Origin of the sequence: Gracilibacillus thailandensis, assembly GCF_010994055.1 — a bacterium.
Taxonomy (GTDB): Bacteria; Bacillota; Bacilli; order Bacillales; family Amphibacillaceae; genus Gracilibacillus; species Gracilibacillus lacisalsi.
Map to the genome: position 1 here is coordinate 1 of NZ_WJID01000024.1, position 20,983 is coordinate 20,983.

Genomic DNA, 20,983 nt, shown 5'->3' on the forward strand with positions numbered 1-20,983 from the left:
AAACATCCTGAAAGAAGGTTAAGTGGGGGTAGTTCAATTGACTTCCTTTTGTCTAGGAAAATATGCTATACTACAAATTGTGCTTAAAATAACATACAAGTCTGCGATTTAAGCAGGAGAGGTTCTAGCTACACCCTCTATAAAAAACTAAGGATAATCATGCCGTGCCTTAGGTATGATTTTTGTTTTTGGGTGTATAGAATTCTCTTTTTCAATGTGAAAGGGGAATTTTTTTTATGGATAAAAATAATCGAGCAGTGGTTGTCTTTAGTGGTGGTCAAGATAGTACGACATGCCTTTTTTGGGCGTTAGAAAAGTTCGACCATGTAGAATTAGTAACTTTTGATTATAATCAGCGTCACCAAGCGGAAATTGAGGTAGCGAAAGAAATTGCAACAGAACAAGGCCTTAAACATCATATTTTGGATATGTCATTGTTAAATCAATTGGCACCAAATGCTTTGACAAGAGATGATATTGAAGTAGCGGATGGAGAAGATGGTGAGCTTCCCAACACGTTTGTTCCGGGAAGAAATCTATTATTTTTATCCTTCGCAACGATTCTAGCAAAGCAAATTGATGCGAAACATATTATTACAGGTGTATGTGAAACAGATTTTAGCGGTTATCCCGATTGCCGAGATATCTTTATTAAATCATTAAATGTTACTTTGAATTTATCAATGGATGATGATTTTGTCGTCCATACGCCATTAATGTGGCTCGATAAGGCAGAAACATGGGAATTAGCCGACCAATTAGGAGCTTTTGATTATATCAGAGAAAACACATTAACCTGTTACAACGGTGTTAGAGGAACAGGGTGCGGAGAATGCCCAGCTTGTCATTTAAGACAAAAAGGATTAGACACCTATTTAGCAAAACGTAATGGAGTGAATCAATAATGTACGGCTTTCGAATTGTCGATGATTTACAGAAAATAGATCAGGACATTAAACGCGATCAATTAAAATATCACCAGAAACGTGTCATGGTAAGTAAAGAGTTCACCTTTGATGCAGCCCATCACCTTCATTGTTATGAAGGAAAATGCAAAAATCTGCATGGACACACTTATAAAGTAGTATTTGGTATTAGTGGCTTTGTGGATGACATTGGAATTGTCATGGACTTTGGCGATATCAAACAAATCTGGAAAGAAAAAATTGAAATCCATCTCGATCATCGTTATTTAAACGAAACATTACCAAAGATGAACACGACAGCAGAAAATATGGTTGTTTGGATTTTTGAGAAGATGGAAGAAGCAGTACAAGATTTACCAAATCAATGTCGGGTAGAGTTTGTCCGTTTATTTGAAACGCCAACTAGCTATGCGGAAGCAAGAAGGGAATGGATGATCAGTGAGTAAGCTCCCTGTATTGGAAATATTCGGTCCAACTATCCAAGGAGAAGGTATGGTAATTGGTCGTAAGACAATGTTCGTTCGTACTGCCGGCTGTGATTACAGTTGTGCATGGTGTGACTCTGCTTTTACTTGGGATGGAAGTGCCAAAGAAGATATTGTCAAGATGACTAGTGAAGAAATTTTCAATCGATTAAAAGAAATTGGTGGCGATCAGTTTGATCATGTCACGATTTCAGGTGGGAATCCAGCACTCCTTAAACATGTAGGTGAATTAATAGACTTGTTACATTCGAACGATATGGAAGTAGCACTGGAAACGCAAGGGAGTCGTTGGCAGGACTGGTTTGTGGAAGTAGACGACTTAACGATATCTCCAAAACCACCAAGCTCCATGATGAAAACCAATTGGACAACGTTGGATGACATTTTAGCCCAACTAGAAAAGCACGGGCGTCTTCCGCATACAAGTATAAAAGTGGTTATTTTTGATGACAATGACCTGGATTATGCAACTAATGTTCATCATAGATATCCAGAGGTTTCCTTTTTCGTACAGGTAGGGAATGATAATTTAGAAGCAGTAGCACCGAACGAATTAGCGAGTCATTTATTAACGAAATATGAGTGGTTAATTGAGAAGGTGATGAACTCTAGTGCTTTAAACGATGTCCGTGTGTTGCCACAGATCCATACTTTGGTATGGGGAAATAAAAGAGGTGTGTGAAAACTAACAAAGGCGTGCAGTTTTATGTACGTCTTTGTTAGTATCATTTTATACTTTGAGTTTTTACACCGTTATTTTACAATTGATTTGAAATAGATTAATTAGGAGTGATGAAAATAATGGAAATTAGACTAGTGAAAAGTTCAGATTATAATAATATATCTCCCCTAATCAATGATTGGTGGGGTGGTAGACAAATGTCTGATATGTTGCCCAAATTATTTTTCGTCCATTTCAATAATACAAGTTTTATCGCTGAGAAGGATAGCGAAATTATTGGTTTTTTAATTGGCTTTTTGTCCCAATCTTATGCTAATGAAGCATATATTCATTTCGTCGGTGTTCACCCTGATTATCGAAAATATGGGATCGGAAAACAACTTTATAAGGAGTTTTTTCAAGTGGTTCAAAAACATAATAGAAATATTGTTCGTGCTGTCACCTCCCCAGTGAATAAAGTTTCGATTGCTTATCACAAAAAAATGGGGTTTGAAATAGAAGAAGGCGATAGTGAAGTAAATGGTGTACCAGTTCACACCAGTTATGATGGTTCTGATCAAGGTAGAGTGTTATTTAAAAAATACTTAGGATAATTTGATTAGTTGTTGTATTAATATTCTCTATTTTGTATAATTATACATAAAGGAGATGAGAGAATGAAACTGATACCAGAATCATACAACATGGCAGAGTATCTCAAAGAGCTGGAAGTTGTTAATTATTCACATTCCATCATTCAAAATAAGAAAAAAGATTTATTCAACGAAGAGCAGACTGAAATCGAAAAGGTGAAAACAGCTTTTGAATTTGTAAGAGATGAAATATCTCATTCATGGGATATTCAAGGCTCAATTGTAACCTGTCAAGCTTCAGATGTGCTAAGAGTTAAAGAAGGTATATGTTATGCAAAAGCTAATTTGTTAGCAGCGATATTACGTGCTGAAGGGATCCCTACCGGATTCTGTTATCAAAAGTTAATGATCTTTGACACACCAGAAAAGGGTTACTCATTACATGCATTAAATGGCGTTTTTCTCAGTTCGGTAAATCGTTGGATAAGGGTAGACGCTCGGGGAAATAAACCAGGAGTACAAGCAGAATTTTCTTTAAAAGAAGAAAAGTTAGCATTCTCCGTTCAGGAGGAGTTTGGCGAGGAAGATTATCCAATTATTTTTACAAAACCTAACCACAATACAATTACTACTTTACAAGCCTATACAAATGTTATCGAAATGTACAAGAATCACCTCCCAGATACCTTATAATACAACAGCACATGCACAATACAATGCGGTCAGCAAATGGATCGCTCTTTTTTTATTATGTATCCATTAATTGGTTTTGAATATTATGGTAATATTAGAGAAGAAAGGTTCATTATAAAGAAGGTGAAATTAGTGAAAATAATGGAAACTGAAAGACTATATTTAAGAGAATTAAAACTGGAGGATACAGAAAAATTATCAAAGGTTCTTTCTGATCCAGAAGCGATGCAATACTATCCTGAACCATTTAATATCAAAAAAGTAGAAAAGTGGATCCAGTGGAATATCGAAAATTACCAAACATATAATCACGGGTTATGGGCAGTTGTTTTAAAAAATGATGATACATTCATTGATGATTGTGGTATTACAATGCAAAATATTGAAGGTGAAACAGTACCTGAGATCGGCTTTCATATTATCAAGAACTACTGGAATAAAGGATATGCGACAGAAGCTGCATCAGCCTGCAAAGAATATGCATTTGAAGTTTTACATTATCCAAAGATCTTTTCATACACTACTATGAATAATATACCGTCAAAAAAAGTAGCAGAGAAAATAGGGATGAAGAAATATAAAGTCTTTGAGAAAAATGGAGAACAACAAATCGTCCAAGTAGCGCTTAATGCTAACGCAATATTCTCATCATTTGCTTATCACAAAAAAGATCAGATTTGAAAATAGTTTAGCAGGATAATCAGAGATACATAGAGAATTAACTAATATGATTCTAAACTTCAAGGTGGTTGGGCGATGAGTAAACTTAAGTTTGATTTCCCCGTATCTGAAAGAACTTATAAGGTGATGGAGGATAGAAAATTAAAATTGTTCATTTTTGAGCCAGAGGTAAAGCAAACAGACAGGCCAGCAATTTTATTTTTTAATGGAGGTAGTTTTAAGAAGAATCCTAAATCTCCCGTACAATTCCAACATCAAGCAAATTATTTTGCTTCTAAGGGTATGGTTGCCATATGTGTTGACTATCGAAATGGCTCTGATAAAGATTTCTTACCTACCCAAGCCATAACTGATGTAAAGTCAGCCGTTAGATGGGTAAGGAGAAATTCTTCTGAGTTGGGAGTCGATCCTAACAAAATAGTTGTATGTGGTTCATCTGCAGGAGGATACATTACTATCTCTTCCATTATGTTTAAAGACTTAAATGATGAATCTGAATATAGTAATCAAAGTATCGACCATATTCCCAATTTGTTAATTATTTTCGCTGCCGGAATGGATGGAGTGGATATCATGAGAAGACGATACCCTCAATTACTCGAAAATGCTACTAAACTTTCACCTATTCATAATATGAAAAAATGTTTACCTCCTACACTATGGATTTGTGGTACAGCTGACGATTTTTATGCTCAAAATCTAGATTTTATTACACAAATGAGAGATAAAGGAAATGATATTACCTTCAAAACTTTTGAAGGTATGGAACATGGTTTTTTTAACTATGGTAAGCACCAGAATAAGTACTTTCATAAAACAAGAATGGAAATGGAGGAGTATTTACACTCGTTTAACGTAATTTCGTAGCTACAAAGGAAAAGTTGTTTCAAGGTCATGATTTTACTTCTAGAAAGCTTATACCTTTAAATGACTAAGTGATAAATTGAAGGTTAGCTGTGTAATGTTTTCGTTTATGGTAATATATTTTAAAAGCATAAGTTGAAAGGAATGATTTATATGGCCATTCCAAACGGGAAATATACGTATGCTGATTATCGAGCCTGGAATGATGGTGAAAGGGTCGAGTTAATTGATGGGGAGATTTTCAATATGTCTCCTGCTTCTTCTAGAAGGCATCAAGAGGTTCTGAGGGAATTATCTACAGCTTTTTCTGTTTTCTTGCGAGAAAGGGAATGTGAAGTGTTTTTCGCGCCCTTTGATGTACGCCTGTTAGTAGATAATAAACAGGATGATGAGATAAATAATGTTGTTCAACCGGATTTATCGATAGTATGTGATCAGGAAAAACTTGATGACAAAGGTTGTAATGGATCACCAGATATGATTATCGAAATCCTTTCACCGTCTTCTGTAAAGTTAGATCGCTGGAAGAAATATCATCTTTATCAAAAAGCGGGGATAAAAGAGTACTGGCTTATTGATCCGGTAAACGAATCTGTAGAAATACATCTTTTAGTAGGCGATCAATATAAATTTCAAGGAGTCTTTACGAAAGATGACACAATTTCTGTAAATATCATAACTGGATTAAAAGTAGTTCTCAATCAAATATTTGTTTAGATAATTATAATTTCCAACATAAATGCGTGAGTGTAATTGAAAAGGTTCAAATATAAAAATACTATAGAAAGAAAGCATCCATTTTGATTAGTTTTTATTTAAAATGGATGCTTTCTTTGTTTTTAATTAAACATTTATTAAAGCTACACTACAACAATTTACCACAAAGGCAGGGAAATCCAAAAATATCATCTTTCTTTGGAATATTATGTTAGTATTAAAGTGGTAAGCTATAGAGCCAGCACGACTCTTTGCGGAAAACTAAATAGAAGGGAACAAATTTATGCTGGAAGCAAATGTTGTCAAACGTATTAAAGCTGCTATGGAAAAGATTGATTTTTCGGGAACTGTTATTGTGCAAAATCCTAATAATATTGTGGTGGAGAAGAGTTATGGTTTTGCAAATCGTTCAGAGTATCTTGAGAATAAAGTAGATACTAGATTTGGTATTGCTTCAGGCTGTAAGCTGTTTACGTCGATAGCTATTTGTCAATTAGTTGAAAGAGGTAAGCTATCGTTTGAGACCAAGTTACAAAACTGTCTGGACATCTCGCTTCCTCATTTCGATTCATCCATTTCCATTCATCATCTACTAACACATACTTCTGGAATACCTGACTATTTTGATGAAGAGGTAATGGATGACTTTGAAGTATTATGGATTAAATACCCGATGTACACGATCAGAAGGTTAGAGGATTTTTTGCCGTTATTTCAACAAAATGCTATGAAACTACAAGTTGGGGAGAGATTTCACTACAATAATGCAGGATATATATTACTTGGTTTAATTGTTGAACAGGCAAGCAACCTTAGCTTTTCAGATTATATTCAAGAACATATTTTTAACAAAGCAGGTATGGATCAATCAGGATACTTTGAGTTTGATGCTTTACCGCAAAACACAGCGCTAGGGTATATGGACTTTTCAGATGGTAGTTGGAAGACAAATATTTATTCGCTTCCAGTAAAAGGTGGATCTGACGGAGGAGCATACACTACTGTGAAAGATATGATTAAGTTATGGGATGCACTGATACGTAATCAACTTTTATCAGTGGAATACACGAAAAAACTGTTTACACCTTATGTGAAAACAGATGAGCAGAATAGTTACTATGGATACGGTGTCTGGATTGAAAAAAAGCATGCCAATATTAATAAGTATCACGTGATGGGGTATGATCCAGGCGTTAGTTTTCATTCTGCCTATTATCCAGAAAACAATTATAAGGTTGTAGTCTGCTCGAATAAGTCGGAAGGCGCATACGATATTATGAAAGAAATAGAAAATGAAATCATAATTGTAAACGGTTAATTAAGTTATCTGTCCTGATTTAGAATTAGATGATAATAATATATGAAGGTCGTCATACAGGAGGAGAAAAAATGTACAGGAAAATTCATATAATGGGAGCAGCTGGTGCTGGAACTTCAACACTTGGTGCTTCATTGTCAGACGCTTTACCCCATAAACATCTTGATACAGATGATTATTTTTGGATAACCAAATTTACAGAACAAAGGCAAGTTCCAGAAAGAAGAAAAATGCTTACAAAGGATTTATCACAAAATGGAAACTGGATTTTATCCGGAGCAGTTTGTGGTTGGGGGGATACCTTTAAAGATTGTTTTGATCTGGTTATATTTCTATGGATTCCTTCAGATATTAGACTGGAAAGGTTGCGACAAAGAGAATTTCAAAGGTATGGAAAGGAAATATTAGCAGGGGGTAGCAAATACGAGCAATCGAACACGTTTTTAAAATGGGCTTCCCTATATGATAATGGTGGTATGGATGTGAGAAGTAAAACCTTACATGAGCATTGGATGGAGGATTTAACTTGTCCAATTTTAAGGATTGAAGGAGATTATACAGTGGCAGAAAGAGTTGATATAGTCTTGGATTATCTTAATAACCGAAAAGGATAGATGGACAATTTGGAAAGCAATGAAATAATTTGAAGATTTGTGTTCTTAGGGAGCATGTCTATTACAAATAGATTAGAAAACAATAAATATACTTGTTTACGAAATAAGAGTACCCATTTTGAACACATTTATATTAAACCATGGAGGAAAGTTTAAGTGATATTCTTCGATATTGATGCAACACTACTTGACCACGACAAAGCGGAAAGGTTGGCAGCAATCGATTTCTATAAAAAATATAGCGTTGAGCTAGTGTGTAGCAAAAAGGATTTTGTTGATTTGTGGTTTGCATTATCCAAAAAGTATTTCGAGAAATTTTTATCAGGTGAAGTAACTTTTCAGGAACAAAGAAGATTACGTATAAAAGACTTATTTGGTCGTCATTTGAATGACCAACAAGCAGATGACATATTCAACTATTATTTGGTTTTGTATAAAAGAAATTGGTCTGCTTTTGAAGATGTAATCCCTTGCTTAAAATCATTAAAACAAAAAGGGATTCGCCTTGGGATTATTAGCAATGGTGATTATCAGCAACAAATTGAAAAATTAGAGAATTTAGCGATTAAGCATTATTTTGACCATATTATTACCTCAAGTGAAATAGGTGTTGCTAAGCCTAATCCAATTATTTTTCAAAAAGCATGTCTACTAGCAAATGCTCACGTTCATAAAAGTTATTATGTAGGAGATAGATTGGAAGCAGATGCAATAGGTAGTAAACAAGCAGGAATGATTGGGGTATGGCTAAACAGAATAGGTCACAAAACTACATCAAGTGTACAAGTAATACATAGTCTAACAGAATTAACTTTGATAGAAACGAAATGACAAGAAGTCAGCGGACATTTATTCCGCTATTTTTACAAAAACGACTCATTCTAAGGGAGGTGCGGACATCTATTCCGTTATTCACCGAGATTTGGCTTGTATTAGGAGAATTTCATATAAATAAGGGAATAGATGTCCGCAAACAGTTTAAATTCCCCCTTTTTTCGTGAAATAGCGGAACAGATGTCCGCTTAAAGTCTATCACGAATCAAACTGGGTAAAAATCGTATCTCTTTGTTGTTCATAAACGGTTTCTCCGGCAATTTCATTAATAATTTGGATATTGCGATCTACTGCCAATCCTAAATTAGTCGCTCCTGTTCCATGTGATTGTTCCAAATTCGTTAAGGTGTAAAAGTGATGTTCTCTTTGCCCTTGTTTAAAGACAAGTTTAAAATTGTTATCTACTTTAAAGCGTTTGTCATCTTCCCATTCAATGTTGTTTTCAAAACGTTGGTAAAACCAATCTGGAATGTTTGGCCTATACCCAGTAGCTAGTATCACTTTCTCAGTTTCAAAAGTGACATCCTCGCCTTTCTGCCATTGTTTTGCCTCGACTTTTACAAGCGATCCATGTATTACAACTTTCTGTATCTCTGTTAATGGTTGAATCGTTACAGGCAGCTTTTTATTTTCAATAGAACGATGGTAGAGCAGCTCATGAATTCTATGTAATGTTTCCTGGTCAATCCCTTTTCGTAACTGGCCAAGGAGTTCCAATGAATCCGTTCTTTCTTGGTATGGTAATTCATGAAAGTAGTCCACATAATCCGGCGTAAAAACTTCTTGTCCTAATTTACTGTTATCAAGTTGTAAGAATCCAGGAGATCTCGTGTACCAAAATAGATGATAATCGAAATGCTCCTGTAGTTTTAACAAGTCGAAGAAAATTTCTGCCGCACTTTGTCCTGATCCAACAACGGTAATATGCTTCGCTTGAACGGTTCGTTTTTTATGGTATAAATATTGACTGGAATGGTGGACATCTTCAGATCCAATATCATCTAATTCGAATGGAATCATTGGTGTACCACCCGTACCTAGTGTGACATGTTTTGTGAAGTAGGAACATTCTTTTTGTTCACCCCAATGGTTGACAACTACTTCGTAATGATCACCATGGTCGATGACATCTTTGACTTGAGATTTAAAGTGGCAATTTGGCATTTGCTTGACTACCCATTTTAAATAGGCAGCATATTCAGCGCGAGGCATTTCAAATTTATGAAAAAAGAAAAATTTATATAGGCGATTTTGTTCATGCAAATAATTTAAGAACGTATACTTACTAGTAGGGTTCGCGAATGTTACAAGGTCTGCCAAAAAGGAAACCTGTAAATCAGTACCTTCAATGAGCATACCAGGATGCCAAGCAAATTGCCCATTTTGATCAAAAAAGATGGTTTTTAGATTTGTTTTTTCAGCTGTTAATGTTGCGAGTCCCAGATTATAGGGGCCAATCCCTATTCCGATAAGATCATATTGTTCCATAGTATACCCCTTTTTTTATATGATTTCTTCTTATTATATACGTTACAAAAAAATTATCTAATTATCAACAGAAAATGACAAGATATGGTACAATATCGAAGGAGGAGGTGTAGATAATGACGAATAGTGATGAAAGATTGTTTGGAATGTTAATTTATTTACTAAGTTTTTTTGCTCCAATAATTGGGCCATTAATTATTTGGTTGATCAAACGTGATGAGTCAGCATTTATTGACTATCATGGAAAAGAATACTTCAATTTCTTTATTTCCTTCACGATTTATAGCATAGTAAGTGGAATTCTTGTAGTGGTGTTGATTGGTTTTGTACTACTGGCAATTGTAGCTGTTCTAGCATTTATATTTACTCTTATTGCCTTATTTAAAGCATTCAATGGAGAGGAATATCGAATTCCGCTCGTAATCCGCTTTATCAAATAAGTTGCGCTAATTACTGACAAGATAGTAACAAATAAAGGTATACATTGTTTCAACTAGATACTGAAACAGCCGTATACCTTTTTCATTGGAAATTATTCTTCTATCTCAAAATCATACTCTTTATGTTCGTGTAGACCGGTATCATCTGTTACATGGACAACCATCTCAGCCTGTCCAGCTTCTTTAAAAGAATAAGAAGCCACGTATTTACCAGAATCAACTTCCTCTGTCTCGACCCAGTCGTGTTTCTCGTTATTTTCCAGAATAATCTCATAGCGTACTCGTGCATTTTCATATGGTTCTTCATCCATCGTAAGCTCTACGGTGATGTCTTCTTCTTGATTAACCGTTATACCTTCTAAAGGATTCAGCTTAATGTCAAACCCGTGTTGATGCTCATGTTCATGTTCTTCTGTATCCTCATGTGACTCATGATCATGATGTTCCGTTTCCTCTCCAGTGATTGTAATGGCTTTTTTCGGCATCGAATGGATTTCTCTAGCTGTCGTATGTGCATAAATCTCGTAAGTACCAGGTTCCTCAAATGTTACCTCTGCTGAATAAGTACCATCTTCGTGATTAGTAGCATCGACATGGACTGTATTGTCCGAATCTTCTACATTCCAATACTCAAAGGTCATTTCTTGCGCATCTGTGACCAGTTCATCTTCACCATAAGTTACGGTAGTTTGTAACGATACGGATTCACCTACTTCTGCTTCTTTAGGAAGTTTAAAATCTACTTGAATACCTTTTACTTCCTCATCTTCGTGTTGGTCATCGTCCTCTGCTTGACTGCTACAAGCTGCTAATAACAAGGCTAATAAAGTGATTAATATATAGTTCTTTTTCATTATGTTCCTCCGTATATGCATTTTTCTAATGTAACTATACGACTTCTAGCAACAATAATCAATGAACAATGTATGACATTTAACATCTGACTATAATCATGGTTCCAAAAAGTTTATTGCCTACTATAATTGGTTGAAAAAAATAAACAAATCGTAACAATTATTATTTACATTTTGAAGCTAATCATCTATAATACTATTAAATCGTATTGATTACGGTTTGTTTTTGTATGTTTTATTCCCAGTATAAATTTTATACATAATATTAAGGGGGCAATTTTTAAATGAAAAAGACAAGTTTAGCCATTTTATCTATATTATTTCTATTAATAGGTTGTAATGCTGAGGAAGATTCCCAAACAACTCAACAAGAGTCAGAAAATGATACACTTCAAATCTATTCAACATTGTATCCATTAGCTTATTTTACAGAAGAAATTGGCGGGGAGTTTGTAGAGGTGGAAACGATATTACCGCCTGGATCTGATCCACATAACTTTGAACCTACTTCTAAAATGATGGTAGATATCGCAGAAGCTGATATGTTTTTATATAATGGAGCAAATCTAGAAACCTATGCCGGGCAAATAGAAGAAGCGCTTGTAGGTGAAGATGTATTAATGGTTGAAGCAGCTGAAGGAGTATCACTAGTTGAGCATGTGCACAATCACGAAGGTGAGGAACATAGTCACGAAGAAGAGCATAGCCATGAAGAAGAACATGCGCATGAGGAAGAAGAGCATAGTCATGAAGAAGAACATGCACACGAAGAAGAAGAGCATAGTCATGAAGAAGATACACACGAAGAGGAAGCAGCACATGATCATGACCATGGTGATGTCGATCCACACCTTTGGCTAGATCCTGTTCGTGCCATAGAATTAGCACGCAATATCAAAGAGGGCTTAATCGAATTAAATCCAGAACAAGAGGAAACCTTTGAAGCTAATTTTAGCGACCTTGAAGAAAAATTAATTGCTTTAGATGAAGAATTTCATCAACAATTAGAATCTGCACCAAATAACGAAATCCTTGTTACACATGCAGCATATGGCTATTGGGAACAGAGCTATGGTATTGAACAAATAGCAATAACGGGAGTGTCGTCATCTCAGGAACCTTCTCAGAAACAGTTGGAAAGAATTCTAGATCGTGTGGAAAATAACAATATCGAATATCTATTGTTCGAACAAAATGTAGAACCAAAAGTAGCAGAAGTGATTCAAGCAGAAACAAATGTTGAATCATTACAATTGCATAACTTATCCGTTTTGACTGATGAAGATATTGAAAATGACGAAACATATTTTAGTTTAATGGAACGAAACTTAAACGTATTAACTGAAGCATTAGATAACTAAAGAAAAAAACGGAGTGATTTTTATTGCAAATGAGACCTTTCCGTTGTACTAGTTTCTATTGTACCTTGTTTTTATTAGAGGATTAGAGGAAGAGGCAAAATAGCCTCTTCCTTTATTTTCGATAAATTTTTGTAAAGATAGGTTTTATGCATTGATCATATAAGTATATTGTTATATAGTTAAATACGAATGAAAAAGGGGGATGAGTATGGCTACCAAAACGGAATTTCAAATTGAAAAAGCTGCACCAATTTTTAAGGTGTTAGGTGATAAAACAAGACTTACCATGATGAAATTAATCGAAAATCAGACTTGTTGTGTTTGTGAGTTCGTTGAAATTTTTCAAATGAGTCAGCCATCAATCAGTCAGCATTTGCGGAAATTACGAGATGTAGGCTTAATCAAGGAAGAACGGAAAGGACAATGGGTATTTTATTCCTTAAATCATGAAAGTGAATGGTTCGGATTAATGAAGTCTATTTTGGAACAACTACCTAGTCAGGAAGACAAGTTAATAGAATTAGAGAAAAACGGAACAAGAATTACATGTTGTTAGTAGGGGGACGGGTATTTTGTTAGATGTTATCTTAGCTATTATCATCTTTTTGGCAACGTTAGTACTAGTGATCTGGCAACCTAAAAATTTATCGATTGGTTGGTCTGCGATCGGTGGTGCTGTATTAGCGTTGCTCGTAGGAGTCGTCGGATTTCAGGATGTCTTAGAAGTGACCGGAATTGTCTGGAATGCAACACTTGCATTTGTAGCAATTATTATTATTTCGTTAATATTGGATGAAATCGGCTTTTTTGAGTGGGCTGCCTTACATATGGCACGCCTTGCAAAGGGTCACGGTATTAAAATGTTTGTCTATGTAAGTTTACTTGGTGCACTAGTGGCTGCTTTTTTCGCAAACGATGGTGCTGCATTGATTTTAACACCGATAGTACTTGCGATGGTACGCAATCTGCAATTTAGCGAAAAAATGGTTTTTCCTTTTATCATGGCGAGTGGATTTATTGCTGATACGACTTCATTGCCATTAGTTGTGAGTAACTTGGTCAACATTGTTTCGGCAGATTTCTTTGAGATTGGTTTTGTTGAATATGCTTCAAGAATGATCATTCCAAACTTATTCTCAATCCTAGCAACAATTGTGGTATTGTATTTATACTTTAAGAAAAATATTCCGAAAACATATCAGCTCGACCATTTAAAACAGCCATCTGAAGCATTAAAAGATATTAAAATGTTCCATCTGTCATGGTATGTCCTTGCGATATTATTAGTTGGTTATTTTGTTAGTGAGTTTATTGCTGTTCCAGTGTCCATTATAGCTGGAATCGTTGCTATCTTTTTCTTAATCATGGCACGAAATAGTGCAGCGGTTAATACGACAGAAGTGGTTAAAGGAGCTCCATGGGAAATTGTTTTCTTCTCTATTGGTATGTATGTCGTTGTTTATGGTCTTCGTAATGCCGGACTTACTGACGTATTGGCAGGTCTCATTCAATGGAGTGCAGATCAAGGATTATTCAGTGCTACTGTCGCCATGGGCTTTATAGCGGCAATATTATCTTCCGTGATGAATAATATGCCTACGGTAATGATTGATGCATTGGCGATTGCCGAAACAAATACATCTGGTGTTGTACGTGAAGCATTGATCTACGCCAATGTAATTGGTTCTGACTTAGGTCCAAAAATCACTCCGATCGGTTCACTAGCAACGCTTTTATGGCTACATGTTCTATCCCAAAAAGGTGTAAAAATCTCATGGGGTACTTATTTTAAGACTGGGATTATTCTCACGATCCCGATTTTATTTATTACACTAGTCGGTCTATATCTGACACTATTATTATTTTAACTATTAGGAGGAATTCAAAGTGGCGAAAAAAACCATTTACTTTTTATGTACAGGTAATTCTTGTCGCAGTCAAATAGCAGAAGGCTGGGGAAAAAAATATTTAGGTGATGACTGGAATGTTTACAGTGCAGGAATTGAGACACATGGATTAAATCCAAATGCAGTGAAAGCGATGAATGAAGTCGGTATTGATATTTCTGAACAAACCTCTGACAAAATTGACATGGAAATACTAAGCAATTCAAATATGGTTGTGACATTATGTGGTGATGCACGAGATAAGTGTCCTGTTATCCCGTTTGGTATCCGTAATGAACACTGGGGATTTGATGACCCAGCAAAAGCGGAAGGAACAGAGGAAGAGAAATGGGCTGTTTTCCAACGAGTACGTGATGAGATTGGGGAACGGATTAGAAAGTTTGCGGAAACAGGAGAATAATTATTTTTGGAAATGAGAACTGCTTGAATAGAAATGTTACGTTAAGATTTTAAATCCTAGCGTAGCATTTTTCTTATATTTTACAGGGATAAGGAACAATTTTATTCAACCATAATTTATTTTATTATCCAAAAATAGGTAAAAAGTAACTATGCAAATTGCTTATTTAAGATTACTATATTAATGAATGAATACTATATTTTGGAGTGATAAGATGACGGTTATTGGGATAGACTTGGGTACTTCTAATAGTGTTGTAGCATATTGGAGAGAAGAAGAAGCGAATGTAATTCCAAATAATCTGGGTGAAATTCTGACCCCATCAGTTGTTAGTATAGATGAGGAAAAGCAACTGCTTGTTGGGCAGGTAGCTAAAGAAAGGTTATTAACGCACCCTGATCAAACAGCTGCTCTTTTCAAACGCGATATGGGCACAGATAAAACCTTTGAATTGGGAGGAGAATACTATTTACCTGAAGAATTGTCCTCCTTTGTATTAAGAAAGTTAAAAGAAGACGCTGAACATTTTTTAAAAGAAGAAATAGAAGAAGCTGTTATAAGTGTACCTGCTTACTTTAATGATCGGCAACGTAAATCTACCAAGCGTGCAGCGGAATTAGCAGGGTTAAAAGTGGAACGTCTCATTAGCGAACCTACTGCAGCTGCACTTTCTTATGGTTTGCACGAGTTTGAGCGAGATTGTAATTTTTTAGTGTTCGATTTAGGTGGTGGTACATATGATGTTTCAATTTTAGAGAAATTTGCGGGAGTTATACAAGTGCGGGCGATTGCCGGAGACAATTATTTAGGGGGAGAAGATTTTACTAAGGCCATTTATCAGTACATTTTGCAACAATTAAAAATAGCTGAAGATGATTTGAAAAGTCATGAAAAACAAAGTGTAATGAATCAAGCAGAACAAGCCAAACGTTTGATTAGTCAGCAACAAGAAATAGAAATCACCATTACAATAAATGAAGAATATAAAACGATCAAATTTACTTCTACAGAATTTGATACGCTTGTAAAAGAATTGGCATTACGGGTACGTTCACCAATTGTACGTGCATTAAATGATGCTTCCCTTCGTCCTGAGGATCTAGATGCTGTAGTATTAGTCGGCGGTGCAACAAGGATGCCATTGATCAAAAAGCTAGTTAGTAAAATCATTGGTCAAATACCATTTTCAAACATTGATCCTGATCAATCTGTCGCAGTTGGCACTGCTATACAAGCTGCATTGAAGCAACGTGATCAATCATTGAAAGAAGTCATCTTAACGGATGTTTGTCCTTTTACTTTAGGAACAGATGTTGTGAAAGAGATAAATGATAATCAGATTGAAAGTGGTTATTTTTATCCTATTATTGAGCGTAATACCCCAATTCCGATCAGTATTGTCAAACGGCTTTACACGGTATATGATAATCAGCCCAAATTAAAAGTGGATGTTTACCAAGGAGAAAATCGAATAACAAAAGAAAATCTTAAAATTGGAGAAGTAGTAGTAGAGGTACCACCTGCCCCTGCAGGAGAAGGAATGGTTGATGTTCGTTATACTTATGATGTAAATGGTATTTTAGAAGTAGAATGTACACCAGTTTCAACTGGTATTACCAAACGTATTGTAATTGAACAAAATCCAGGCAATATGTCAAATGAAGAGATTGATAAGCGATTAAAGGAATTAGAAGCAATCAAAATACACCCACGTAACCAGGAAGAAAATCGTCTCCTTATTTCCAAGGGGGAAAGACTCTATCAAGAATCTTTGGGAGAGAGAAGAGAATACATTGCACAACTGTTAGAAGCTTTTGAGCGCGTTTTGGCGACACAACGACCAGATAAAATAGAACAAGCAGCACATACATTGAGGCAACACCTGAATCAGTTAGAAGGGGGATCACCTCCTTTATGATTAATTGGAATTTACTAGGGATAGAACCAACAAAGGATTTGAACGTTATCAAGAAAGCATATGCTAAGCAGCTACCACAATTTCATCCGGAAGATGATCCAGAAGGTTACCAGCAGCTTAGAAAAGCATATGAAGAGGCAATAGAGTATGCAAAAGATGAAAAAACGAATTGGGAAGAGCCGATCACGACTGAATCCGCACCTACACCAATAACACCGAAAGAGAGCTGGCAAGATCACTTTCTTCGTATATTTAATGATATTGAAAAAAGAATTGATATTCGTGAATGGCAAAAATTATTGGATGCGGAAGCAATTTGGCAAATAGAAGAATACCCTAAGGTAAAAACATTCATTACAAGCCACGTTAGAGAATACCCCAATTTACCTTTAGAAATATGGCAGTTATTAGCCCGTATATTTGATTGGCAAGAAACGGATGTTGATTTAATTGAGAGAAATATCCTAGGACATCATCAATTTCGCTATACATATGCTGCAAGTCAAACCGATATTGATCATGATTTATTTTTTTCTTACCGAGATAAGGTCGCACAAGCTATCTTAGCTAATAATCATAACAGTGCAAAACAGTTGTTACAAAGAGCCAAAGCTATTTTTGACCATGATCCTGATTTGTTAAAAATGGAAGGGTTAATATGTAAAGAATTGCACGAATGGCAACAAGCTATACAGGCTTATGAGAAGTGTCTGGCCATTGATCCAGATGATATGGATAGCTATGGGGAACAAATCGATATTTTATTTCAAATGGGAAGATGGAATGAAGTGATTGAACATGCAAGCACCTTTTTAAATCATTATCCAAGCAACGGTGTTCGTCTTTTAATGGCAAAGGCATTGATCCGATTGAATAGAGATGAAGAAGCAAAGAACGAGATAGAACAGATATTATCTGAAGATCAATATGACATCGAAGCAATTTTATTAGCAGAACAATTAAAAAATAAGAGATCTAATCCTTTTTCATTAAAAGAAATAATCCGTTATTCTAAAAGGCTGTTGCCTCTTTGGAGAATTGGAATTTTATTAGTTATGACGATCCTGTTCCAAATTTCTATAAGTGAAACAGTAAAAGAATATACAGGTTATTCCTATACTGACTGGATAAAAAATGGATTTCAATCCAAAGAGATTATCGAGGCAGACACAATGGAACTGTTACGGGAAACGGTAGATAATCAGGATGAACTTGTAAATGTTACCATAGAAGATGCTACACATACAGGATTATATGAAACAGTTGGAACAATAGAAGGAAAAGAGCAGACAGGATTTTTTAAATTATCAGAAGTAAAAGACATGGAGCGCTTGTTAGGAAAAAATGCTTTGGCTGTTTATGTCGGGTATGTAGATGATGTGGCGGTTCCATTCACACTTCAAGAAAAGGTAGAGGACACGTCTTACCATGAGTCTAAAACCATAGTCTTAAATGCTGAGTGGAATCATTTTCCCGATCAAGCTCTAACAGCAATCAAAGATTCATTTAACGCACATTTACCACCCTTTTACCAAGAGGCACCAGCTTTCATTGTCGAAGATAAGTATTTACAAACAGATCATTTAGAGCTAATAGGTGATACGTTACCTTTTGATGTATATATCTACATGCTGATTAATTGCTGTATTCTGTGTACTGTTTTGGCTATGGTGATTAAAAGATTTCGGATTTTTCTAGGATGGTGAGAAGATGAGTTTACAGAAACTAGTTAATACGATCATTTCTTTCCGGTATCGGCGCGAGCATTTTACATATTTTAGTCATTCTTTTTATTCCACATCAAAACGACAGTTAAAAAGTGAACTGGAAATGAGAAATATCTCGAACGGTAAAAAGCTAAAAGAGCAATTGGATTGGTTATGGGATACAGGAGTTAGATATGAATTTCAGCGTATTCTTAATACGATCAAGATGACCCCACCCGAGGATCGAGAAGAACAGATGCGTATCATGCCCAAGGATGGAGAGCATTATCCGCTTTATCAATTATTAATAAAGCAGATGTACCGTATTCCTAAAGGAGGAATTGTAGCAATTGACATGACGGAATACTTATTATTGATTACTGCTGGCAAACGGCTCGGATATTTATCAGAACAAGAAGCAGATCAATTAGCTATACAGGCAGTTAAATTATTACAGCAAGGGTATCAGAATTGGATTGAATTTATTTATGGTTACAGTTTAGGTCAACAAATCCAAGCAATTAACTATGATACAAAATTTATTGAACAAAACTACAAATATTTTCAACATTGGTTATATTCGAAGAAAAGTCCTTTTTACTTAATTGATTGGCAAATGGATCTTTCACCGGAAAATAACTGAAACTAATATTTGTCCCGAGTGGTAACACTAAAACAGGATTGTAGTATTTGTAGTTTCAGATAAATATCCTTCTAACCAGTCGCTACCTTTTTATAGTGTAACCTTTTTCAAAGGGCAACGACTAATAGAAAAAGGGAGGCGATTGTGTTGAAATATGTACTCGGTATTATCACGCTATTATTCGTAACTGCTTGTGGTACAAATTTGGATAACGGGAATAAAATACAAGATGATGTGCAAAATGTGATGGAAGGTTATGTCGCTAACATAGGGGACAATAGTGTATTAGTTGTCGAGAATCGATTAGATCCAAGCATTTCTGAGTTCCATCCATAACAGCATGAAGAGGCAGGGAACGCAATTAGGTTCAGCCTCGATGATATAGAAGATAGCATGGCTAATTCACTTATGAGAGGTGAAAAAGTTCAAGTCACTCATGGTGCAGTTGCCGAATCCTATCCAGGACAAAGTAGTGCAATTGCCATAAAACGGATCGTTGATGAAGAACATGATATGGTCATTGCACCTGATGAAACGATAAACTTAGTCGCTTTGGAACAATTTATTCAAAAAACAGAAAACAATGAAGAAGCCACCATGCGAGGGGTAAACATTACAGTTGAAGGTAGCTCTGTGTTTGATACTTTTATTTTTCAGAATGGAGAGTATACCGTAAGAGAAGATGCAACGCAAGATAACTTTGTTGAAGTAGAAACAATAGGTGAAGTATCCTGTCAACAATTAGAATATTACTTAACAGATGATCAAAACATTATGATTGAACTAACAGGTTGTGATAACGACACTGGAGTATTAGAGATCGCAAATCTACCCTTTAAAGATATGATAGTTCCTGAAGACATCTATCACCGTGTTGAGGTGATCGTAGGTGAGGAGGTTGTATTAGATACAACTGACGAATCCGAAAAAGAGGAGATCATAACAAAAATACGGGAGGGTACTCCACAATCTGTAATGACGATGACCATGATGGCTCCAGAAGGGGAAATTATTTTATATGGTAAACAAGCAATCATTCATTTTGATTATCAGGAAGTAGGAAATGTGATCCGTTATAATACATTGGTTGAGACAGGCTTAACATTTGATTAAACATGGAGCGCATCACTCCATGTTTTTCTCAAATCATTTACCTTGAAACTGAGATAATTACGTGGTAAATTATAAAAGTCTCAGTTTCGAGATAAAATGCATAGATTTTATTAAACGGGGCAAACCAATAATATCTGATAAGAAAAGGAGTTTTATCAATATGGTAAAAGTAGCAGTAGTTTATTATAGTTCCACAGGTATAAACTATCAATTAGCAAACTGGGCAGCAGACGCAGTAAAAGAATCAGGAGCAGAAGTAAGAGTAGTACGAGTTGCTGAAACAGCACCAAAAGAAGCGATTGCTCAAAATCCTGGCTGGCAAAAGCACGTGGAAGAAACTAAAGATGTTCCTGTTGCAACAACAGAAGACTTAGAATGGGCAGATGCTATCATCTTCAGTACGCCAACTCGTTTTGGAAATGTTGCTTCCCAAATGAAGCAATTTATTGACACACAAGGTGGTCTATGGGTATCAGGTAAGACAGTTAACAAAGTAGTAAGTGCGATGACTTCAGCTTCTAATCCCCATGGTGGACAGGAAGCAACGGTGTTAAGTCTTTATACATCTATGATGCATTGGGGTGCTATCATCGTTCCTCCAGGGTATTCGAATGATTCCATTTTTGCAGCTGGCGGAAACCCTTATGGTACAAGTGTTACTCAAAGCCAGGAAGACGGCTCTATGGTCGAAAATGTTCAAGATGCGGTTAAACATCAGGCAAAACGTGTCGTTGAAGTAGCAAGTAAAATTCATGGATAATAATAAA

The 20,983-nt window shown here is 35.6% G+C and carries 24 protein-coding genes and 1 riboswitch; of the genes, 22 read left to right on the forward strand and 2 right to left on the reverse strand.

Going from position 1 to position 20,983, the window contains the following annotated elements; genetic code table 11:
• Positions 1 to 112: 112 nt before the first annotated feature.
• A riboswitch (PreQ1 riboswitch) is annotated at positions 113 to 157 on the forward strand.
• 79 nt (positions 158 to 236) lie between these two features.
• The 11 genes from queC (at position 237) to GH715_RS09060 (ending at position 8,383) form a co-directional block, all read left to right on the forward strand.
• Positions 237 to 905, forward strand: a complete 669-nt coding sequence (gene queC / locus GH715_RS09010; RefSeq protein WP_153835120.1) for a 7-cyano-7-deazaguanine synthase QueC — start codon at positions 237 to 239, stop codon at positions 903 to 905.
• Positions 905 to 1,372 carry a 6-carboxytetrahydropterin synthase QueD gene (queD, locus tag GH715_RS09015; protein WP_018933107.1) on the forward strand — a complete coding sequence of 156 codons (468 nt, stop codon included), beginning with the start codon at positions 905 to 907 and terminating at the stop codon, positions 1,370 to 1,372. Before queC ends, queD begins: the two co-directional genes overlap by 1 nt.
• Positions 1,365 to 2,093, forward strand: a complete 729-nt coding sequence (gene queE, locus GH715_RS09020) for a 7-carboxy-7-deazaguanine synthase QueE (protein ID WP_163578563.1) — start codon at positions 1,365 to 1,367, stop codon at positions 2,091 to 2,093. Before queD ends, queE begins: the two co-directional genes overlap by 8 nt.
• Positions 2,094 to 2,212: 119 nt before the next feature.
• On the forward strand, positions 2,213 to 2,686 hold the full coding sequence (locus GH715_RS09025; RefSeq protein ID WP_153835121.1) for a GNAT family N-acetyltransferase: 474 nt from the start codon (positions 2,213 to 2,215) through the stop codon (positions 2,684 to 2,686).
• Between the two features lie 63 nt (positions 2,687 to 2,749).
• Complete coding sequence (locus GH715_RS09030; RefSeq protein ID WP_153835122.1) at positions 2,750 to 3,358, forward strand: transglutaminase-like domain-containing protein; 609 nt, start codon at positions 2,750 to 2,752, stop codon at positions 3,356 to 3,358.
• 36 nt (positions 3,359 to 3,394) lie between these two features.
• Positions 3,395 to 4,039 (forward strand): GNAT family N-acetyltransferase, encoded by a 645-nt coding sequence (locus tag GH715_RS09035; protein WP_228760275.1) that lies wholly within the window; start codon positions 3,395 to 3,397, stop codon positions 4,037 to 4,039.
• 75 nt (positions 4,040 to 4,114) lie between these two features.
• On the forward strand, positions 4,115 to 4,906 hold the full coding sequence (locus tag GH715_RS09040) for an alpha/beta hydrolase (protein WP_153835123.1): 792 nt from the start codon (positions 4,115 to 4,117) through the stop codon (positions 4,904 to 4,906).
• A gap of 150 nt (positions 4,907 to 5,056) precedes the next feature.
• On the forward strand, positions 5,057 to 5,620 hold the full coding sequence (locus GH715_RS09045) for a Uma2 family endonuclease (RefSeq protein WP_153835124.1): 564 nt from the start codon (positions 5,057 to 5,059) through the stop codon (positions 5,618 to 5,620).
• Positions 5,621 to 5,903: 283 nt separating this feature from the next.
• A complete protein-coding gene (locus GH715_RS09050; RefSeq protein WP_153835125.1) occupies positions 5,904 to 6,938 on the forward strand; it encodes a serine hydrolase domain-containing protein in 1,035 nt (344 codons plus the stop codon).
• A gap of 71 nt (positions 6,939 to 7,009) precedes the next feature.
• Entirely contained in the window at positions 7,010 to 7,552 is a 543-nt protein-coding gene (locus GH715_RS09055) for an ATP-binding protein (protein ID WP_153835126.1), read from the forward strand.
• A gap of 156 nt (positions 7,553 to 7,708) precedes the next feature.
• The gene (locus GH715_RS09060) at positions 7,709 to 8,383 is read left to right on the forward strand and encodes an HAD family hydrolase (protein ID WP_163578564.1); all 675 of its coding nucleotides are present in this window, start codon (positions 7,709 to 7,711) and stop codon (positions 8,381 to 8,383) included.
• Between the two features lie 201 nt (positions 8,384 to 8,584).
• Here GH715_RS09060 and GH715_RS09065 read toward each other — a convergent pair whose 3' ends face one another.
• Positions 8,585 to 9,874, reverse strand: coding sequence for a lysine N(6)-hydroxylase/L-ornithine N(5)-oxygenase family protein (locus GH715_RS09065; protein WP_153835127.1), 1,290 nt, complete (start codon positions 9,872 to 9,874; stop codon positions 8,585 to 8,587).
• Positions 9,875 to 9,990: 116 nt separating this feature from the next.
• On the opposite strand from GH715_RS09065, the gene GH715_RS09070 reads away from it, so the two are divergent.
• Complete coding sequence (locus tag GH715_RS09070; protein WP_153835128.1) at positions 9,991 to 10,314, forward strand: DUF4870 domain-containing protein; 324 nt, start codon at positions 9,991 to 9,993, stop codon at positions 10,312 to 10,314.
• Positions 10,315 to 10,406: 92 nt separating this feature from the next.
• On the opposite strand, the gene GH715_RS09075 is transcribed toward GH715_RS09070, so the two are convergent.
• The gene (locus tag GH715_RS09075) at positions 10,407 to 11,168 is read right to left on the reverse strand and encodes a FixH family protein (protein ID WP_153835129.1); all 762 of its coding nucleotides are present in this window, start codon (positions 11,166 to 11,168) and stop codon (positions 10,407 to 10,409) included.
• Positions 11,169 to 11,452: 284 nt separating this feature from the next.
• Between GH715_RS09075 and GH715_RS09080 the strand changes: the two genes are divergently transcribed.
• The 10 genes from GH715_RS09080 to wrbA all read left to right on the forward strand — a co-directional run bounded on the left by GH715_RS09080 (position 11,453) and on the right by wrbA (position 20,976).
• A complete protein-coding gene (locus tag GH715_RS09080; RefSeq protein WP_153835130.1) occupies positions 11,453 to 12,529 on the forward strand; it encodes a metal ABC transporter solute-binding protein, Zn/Mn family in 1,077 nt (358 codons plus the stop codon).
• Positions 12,530 to 12,737: 208 nt separating this feature from the next.
• The gene (locus tag GH715_RS09085) at positions 12,738 to 13,085 is read left to right on the forward strand and encodes an ArsR/SmtB family transcription factor (RefSeq protein WP_018933086.1); all 348 of its coding nucleotides are present in this window, start codon (positions 12,738 to 12,740) and stop codon (positions 13,083 to 13,085) included.
• Between the two features lie 16 nt (positions 13,086 to 13,101).
• Complete coding sequence (locus GH715_RS09090) at positions 13,102 to 14,397, forward strand: arsenic transporter (protein WP_153835131.1); 1,296 nt, start codon at positions 13,102 to 13,104, stop codon at positions 14,395 to 14,397.
• Between the two features lie 19 nt (positions 14,398 to 14,416).
• Positions 14,417 to 14,836, forward strand: a complete 420-nt coding sequence (gene arsC / locus GH715_RS09095) for an arsenate reductase (thioredoxin) (RefSeq protein ID WP_163578565.1) — start codon at positions 14,417 to 14,419, stop codon at positions 14,834 to 14,836.
• 214 nt (positions 14,837 to 15,050) lie between these two features.
• The gene (locus tag GH715_RS09100; protein ID WP_153835132.1) at positions 15,051 to 16,754 is read left to right on the forward strand and encodes a molecular chaperone HscC; all 1,704 of its coding nucleotides are present in this window, start codon (positions 15,051 to 15,053) and stop codon (positions 16,752 to 16,754) included.
• Positions 16,751 to 18,460: a J domain-containing protein gene (locus tag GH715_RS09105; protein WP_153835133.1), complete on the forward strand. Its 1,710-nt coding sequence runs from the start codon at positions 16,751 to 16,753 to the stop codon at positions 18,458 to 18,460. Before GH715_RS09100 ends, GH715_RS09105 begins: the two co-directional genes overlap by 4 nt.
• 4 nt (positions 18,461 to 18,464) lie before the next feature.
• Positions 18,465 to 19,103 carry a DUF1266 domain-containing protein gene (locus GH715_RS09110; protein ID WP_153835134.1) on the forward strand — a complete coding sequence of 213 codons (639 nt, stop codon included), beginning with the start codon at positions 18,465 to 18,467 and terminating at the stop codon, positions 19,101 to 19,103.
• Between the two features lie 147 nt (positions 19,104 to 19,250).
• Positions 19,251 to 19,439, forward strand: coding sequence for a hypothetical protein (locus GH715_RS09115; protein ID WP_153835135.1), 189 nt, complete (start codon positions 19,251 to 19,253; stop codon positions 19,437 to 19,439).
• Between the two features lie 57 nt (positions 19,440 to 19,496).
• Positions 19,497 to 20,216 carry a DUF4362 domain-containing protein gene (locus GH715_RS09120; RefSeq protein ID WP_153835136.1) on the forward strand — a complete coding sequence of 240 codons (720 nt, stop codon included), beginning with the start codon at positions 19,497 to 19,499 and terminating at the stop codon, positions 20,214 to 20,216.
• A gap of 160 nt (positions 20,217 to 20,376) precedes the next feature.
• The gene (wrbA, locus tag GH715_RS09125; RefSeq protein ID WP_153835137.1) at positions 20,377 to 20,976 is read left to right on the forward strand and encodes an NAD(P)H:quinone oxidoreductase; all 600 of its coding nucleotides are present in this window, start codon (positions 20,377 to 20,379) and stop codon (positions 20,974 to 20,976) included.
• The last annotated feature ends 7 nt before the right edge of the window (positions 20,977 to 20,983 follow it).

Excerpts from the sequence above, each read along its gene's own strand:
- queC (WP_153835120.1), top strand. The coding sequence starts at position 237 with ATGGATAAAAATAATCGAGCAGTGGTTGTCTTTAGTGGTGGTCAAGAT.
- queD (WP_018933107.1), top strand. The coding sequence starts at position 905 with ATGTACGGCTTTCGAATTGTCGATGATTTACAGAAAATAGATCAGGAC.
- GH715_RS09025 (WP_153835121.1), top strand. The coding sequence starts at position 2,213 with ATGGAAATTAGACTAGTGAAAAGTTCAGATTATAATAATATATCTCCC.
- GH715_RS09030 (WP_153835122.1), top strand. The coding sequence starts at position 2,750 with ATGAAACTGATACCAGAATCATACAACATGGCAGAGTATCTCAAAGAG.
- GH715_RS09035 (WP_228760275.1), top strand. The coding sequence starts at position 3,395 with ATGGATCGCTCTTTTTTTATTATGTATCCATTAATTGGTTTTGAATAT.
- GH715_RS09040 (WP_153835123.1), top strand. The coding sequence starts at position 4,115 with ATGAGTAAACTTAAGTTTGATTTCCCCGTATCTGAAAGAACTTATAAG.
- GH715_RS09045 (WP_153835124.1), top strand. The coding sequence starts at position 5,057 with ATGGCCATTCCAAACGGGAAATATACGTATGCTGATTATCGAGCCTGG.
- GH715_RS09050 (WP_153835125.1), top strand. The coding sequence starts at position 5,904 with ATGCTGGAAGCAAATGTTGTCAAACGTATTAAAGCTGCTATGGAAAAG.
- GH715_RS09055 (WP_153835126.1), top strand. The coding sequence starts at position 7,010 with ATGTACAGGAAAATTCATATAATGGGAGCAGCTGGTGCTGGAACTTCA.
- GH715_RS09065 (WP_153835127.1), bottom strand. The coding sequence starts at position 9,874 with ATGGAACAATATGATCTTATCGGAATAGGGATTGGCCCCTATAATCTG.
- GH715_RS09070 (WP_153835128.1), top strand. The coding sequence starts at position 9,991 with ATGACGAATAGTGATGAAAGATTGTTTGGAATGTTAATTTATTTACTA.
- GH715_RS09075 (WP_153835129.1), bottom strand. The coding sequence starts at position 11,168 with ATGAAAAAGAACTATATATTAATCACTTTATTAGCCTTGTTATTAGCA.
- GH715_RS09080 (WP_153835130.1), top strand. The coding sequence starts at position 11,453 with ATGAAAAAGACAAGTTTAGCCATTTTATCTATATTATTTCTATTAATA.
- GH715_RS09085 (WP_018933086.1), top strand. The coding sequence starts at position 12,738 with ATGGCTACCAAAACGGAATTTCAAATTGAAAAAGCTGCACCAATTTTT.
- GH715_RS09100 (WP_153835132.1), top strand. The coding sequence starts at position 15,051 with ATGACGGTTATTGGGATAGACTTGGGTACTTCTAATAGTGTTGTAGCA.
- GH715_RS09105 (WP_153835133.1), top strand. The coding sequence starts at position 16,751 with ATGATTAATTGGAATTTACTAGGGATAGAACCAACAAAGGATTTGAAC.
- GH715_RS09110 (WP_153835134.1), top strand. The coding sequence starts at position 18,465 with ATGAGTTTACAGAAACTAGTTAATACGATCATTTCTTTCCGGTATCGG.
- GH715_RS09120 (WP_153835136.1), top strand. The coding sequence starts at position 19,497 with ATGGCTAATTCACTTATGAGAGGTGAAAAAGTTCAAGTCACTCATGGT.
- wrbA (WP_153835137.1), top strand. The coding sequence starts at position 20,377 with ATGGTAAAAGTAGCAGTAGTTTATTATAGTTCCACAGGTATAAACTAT.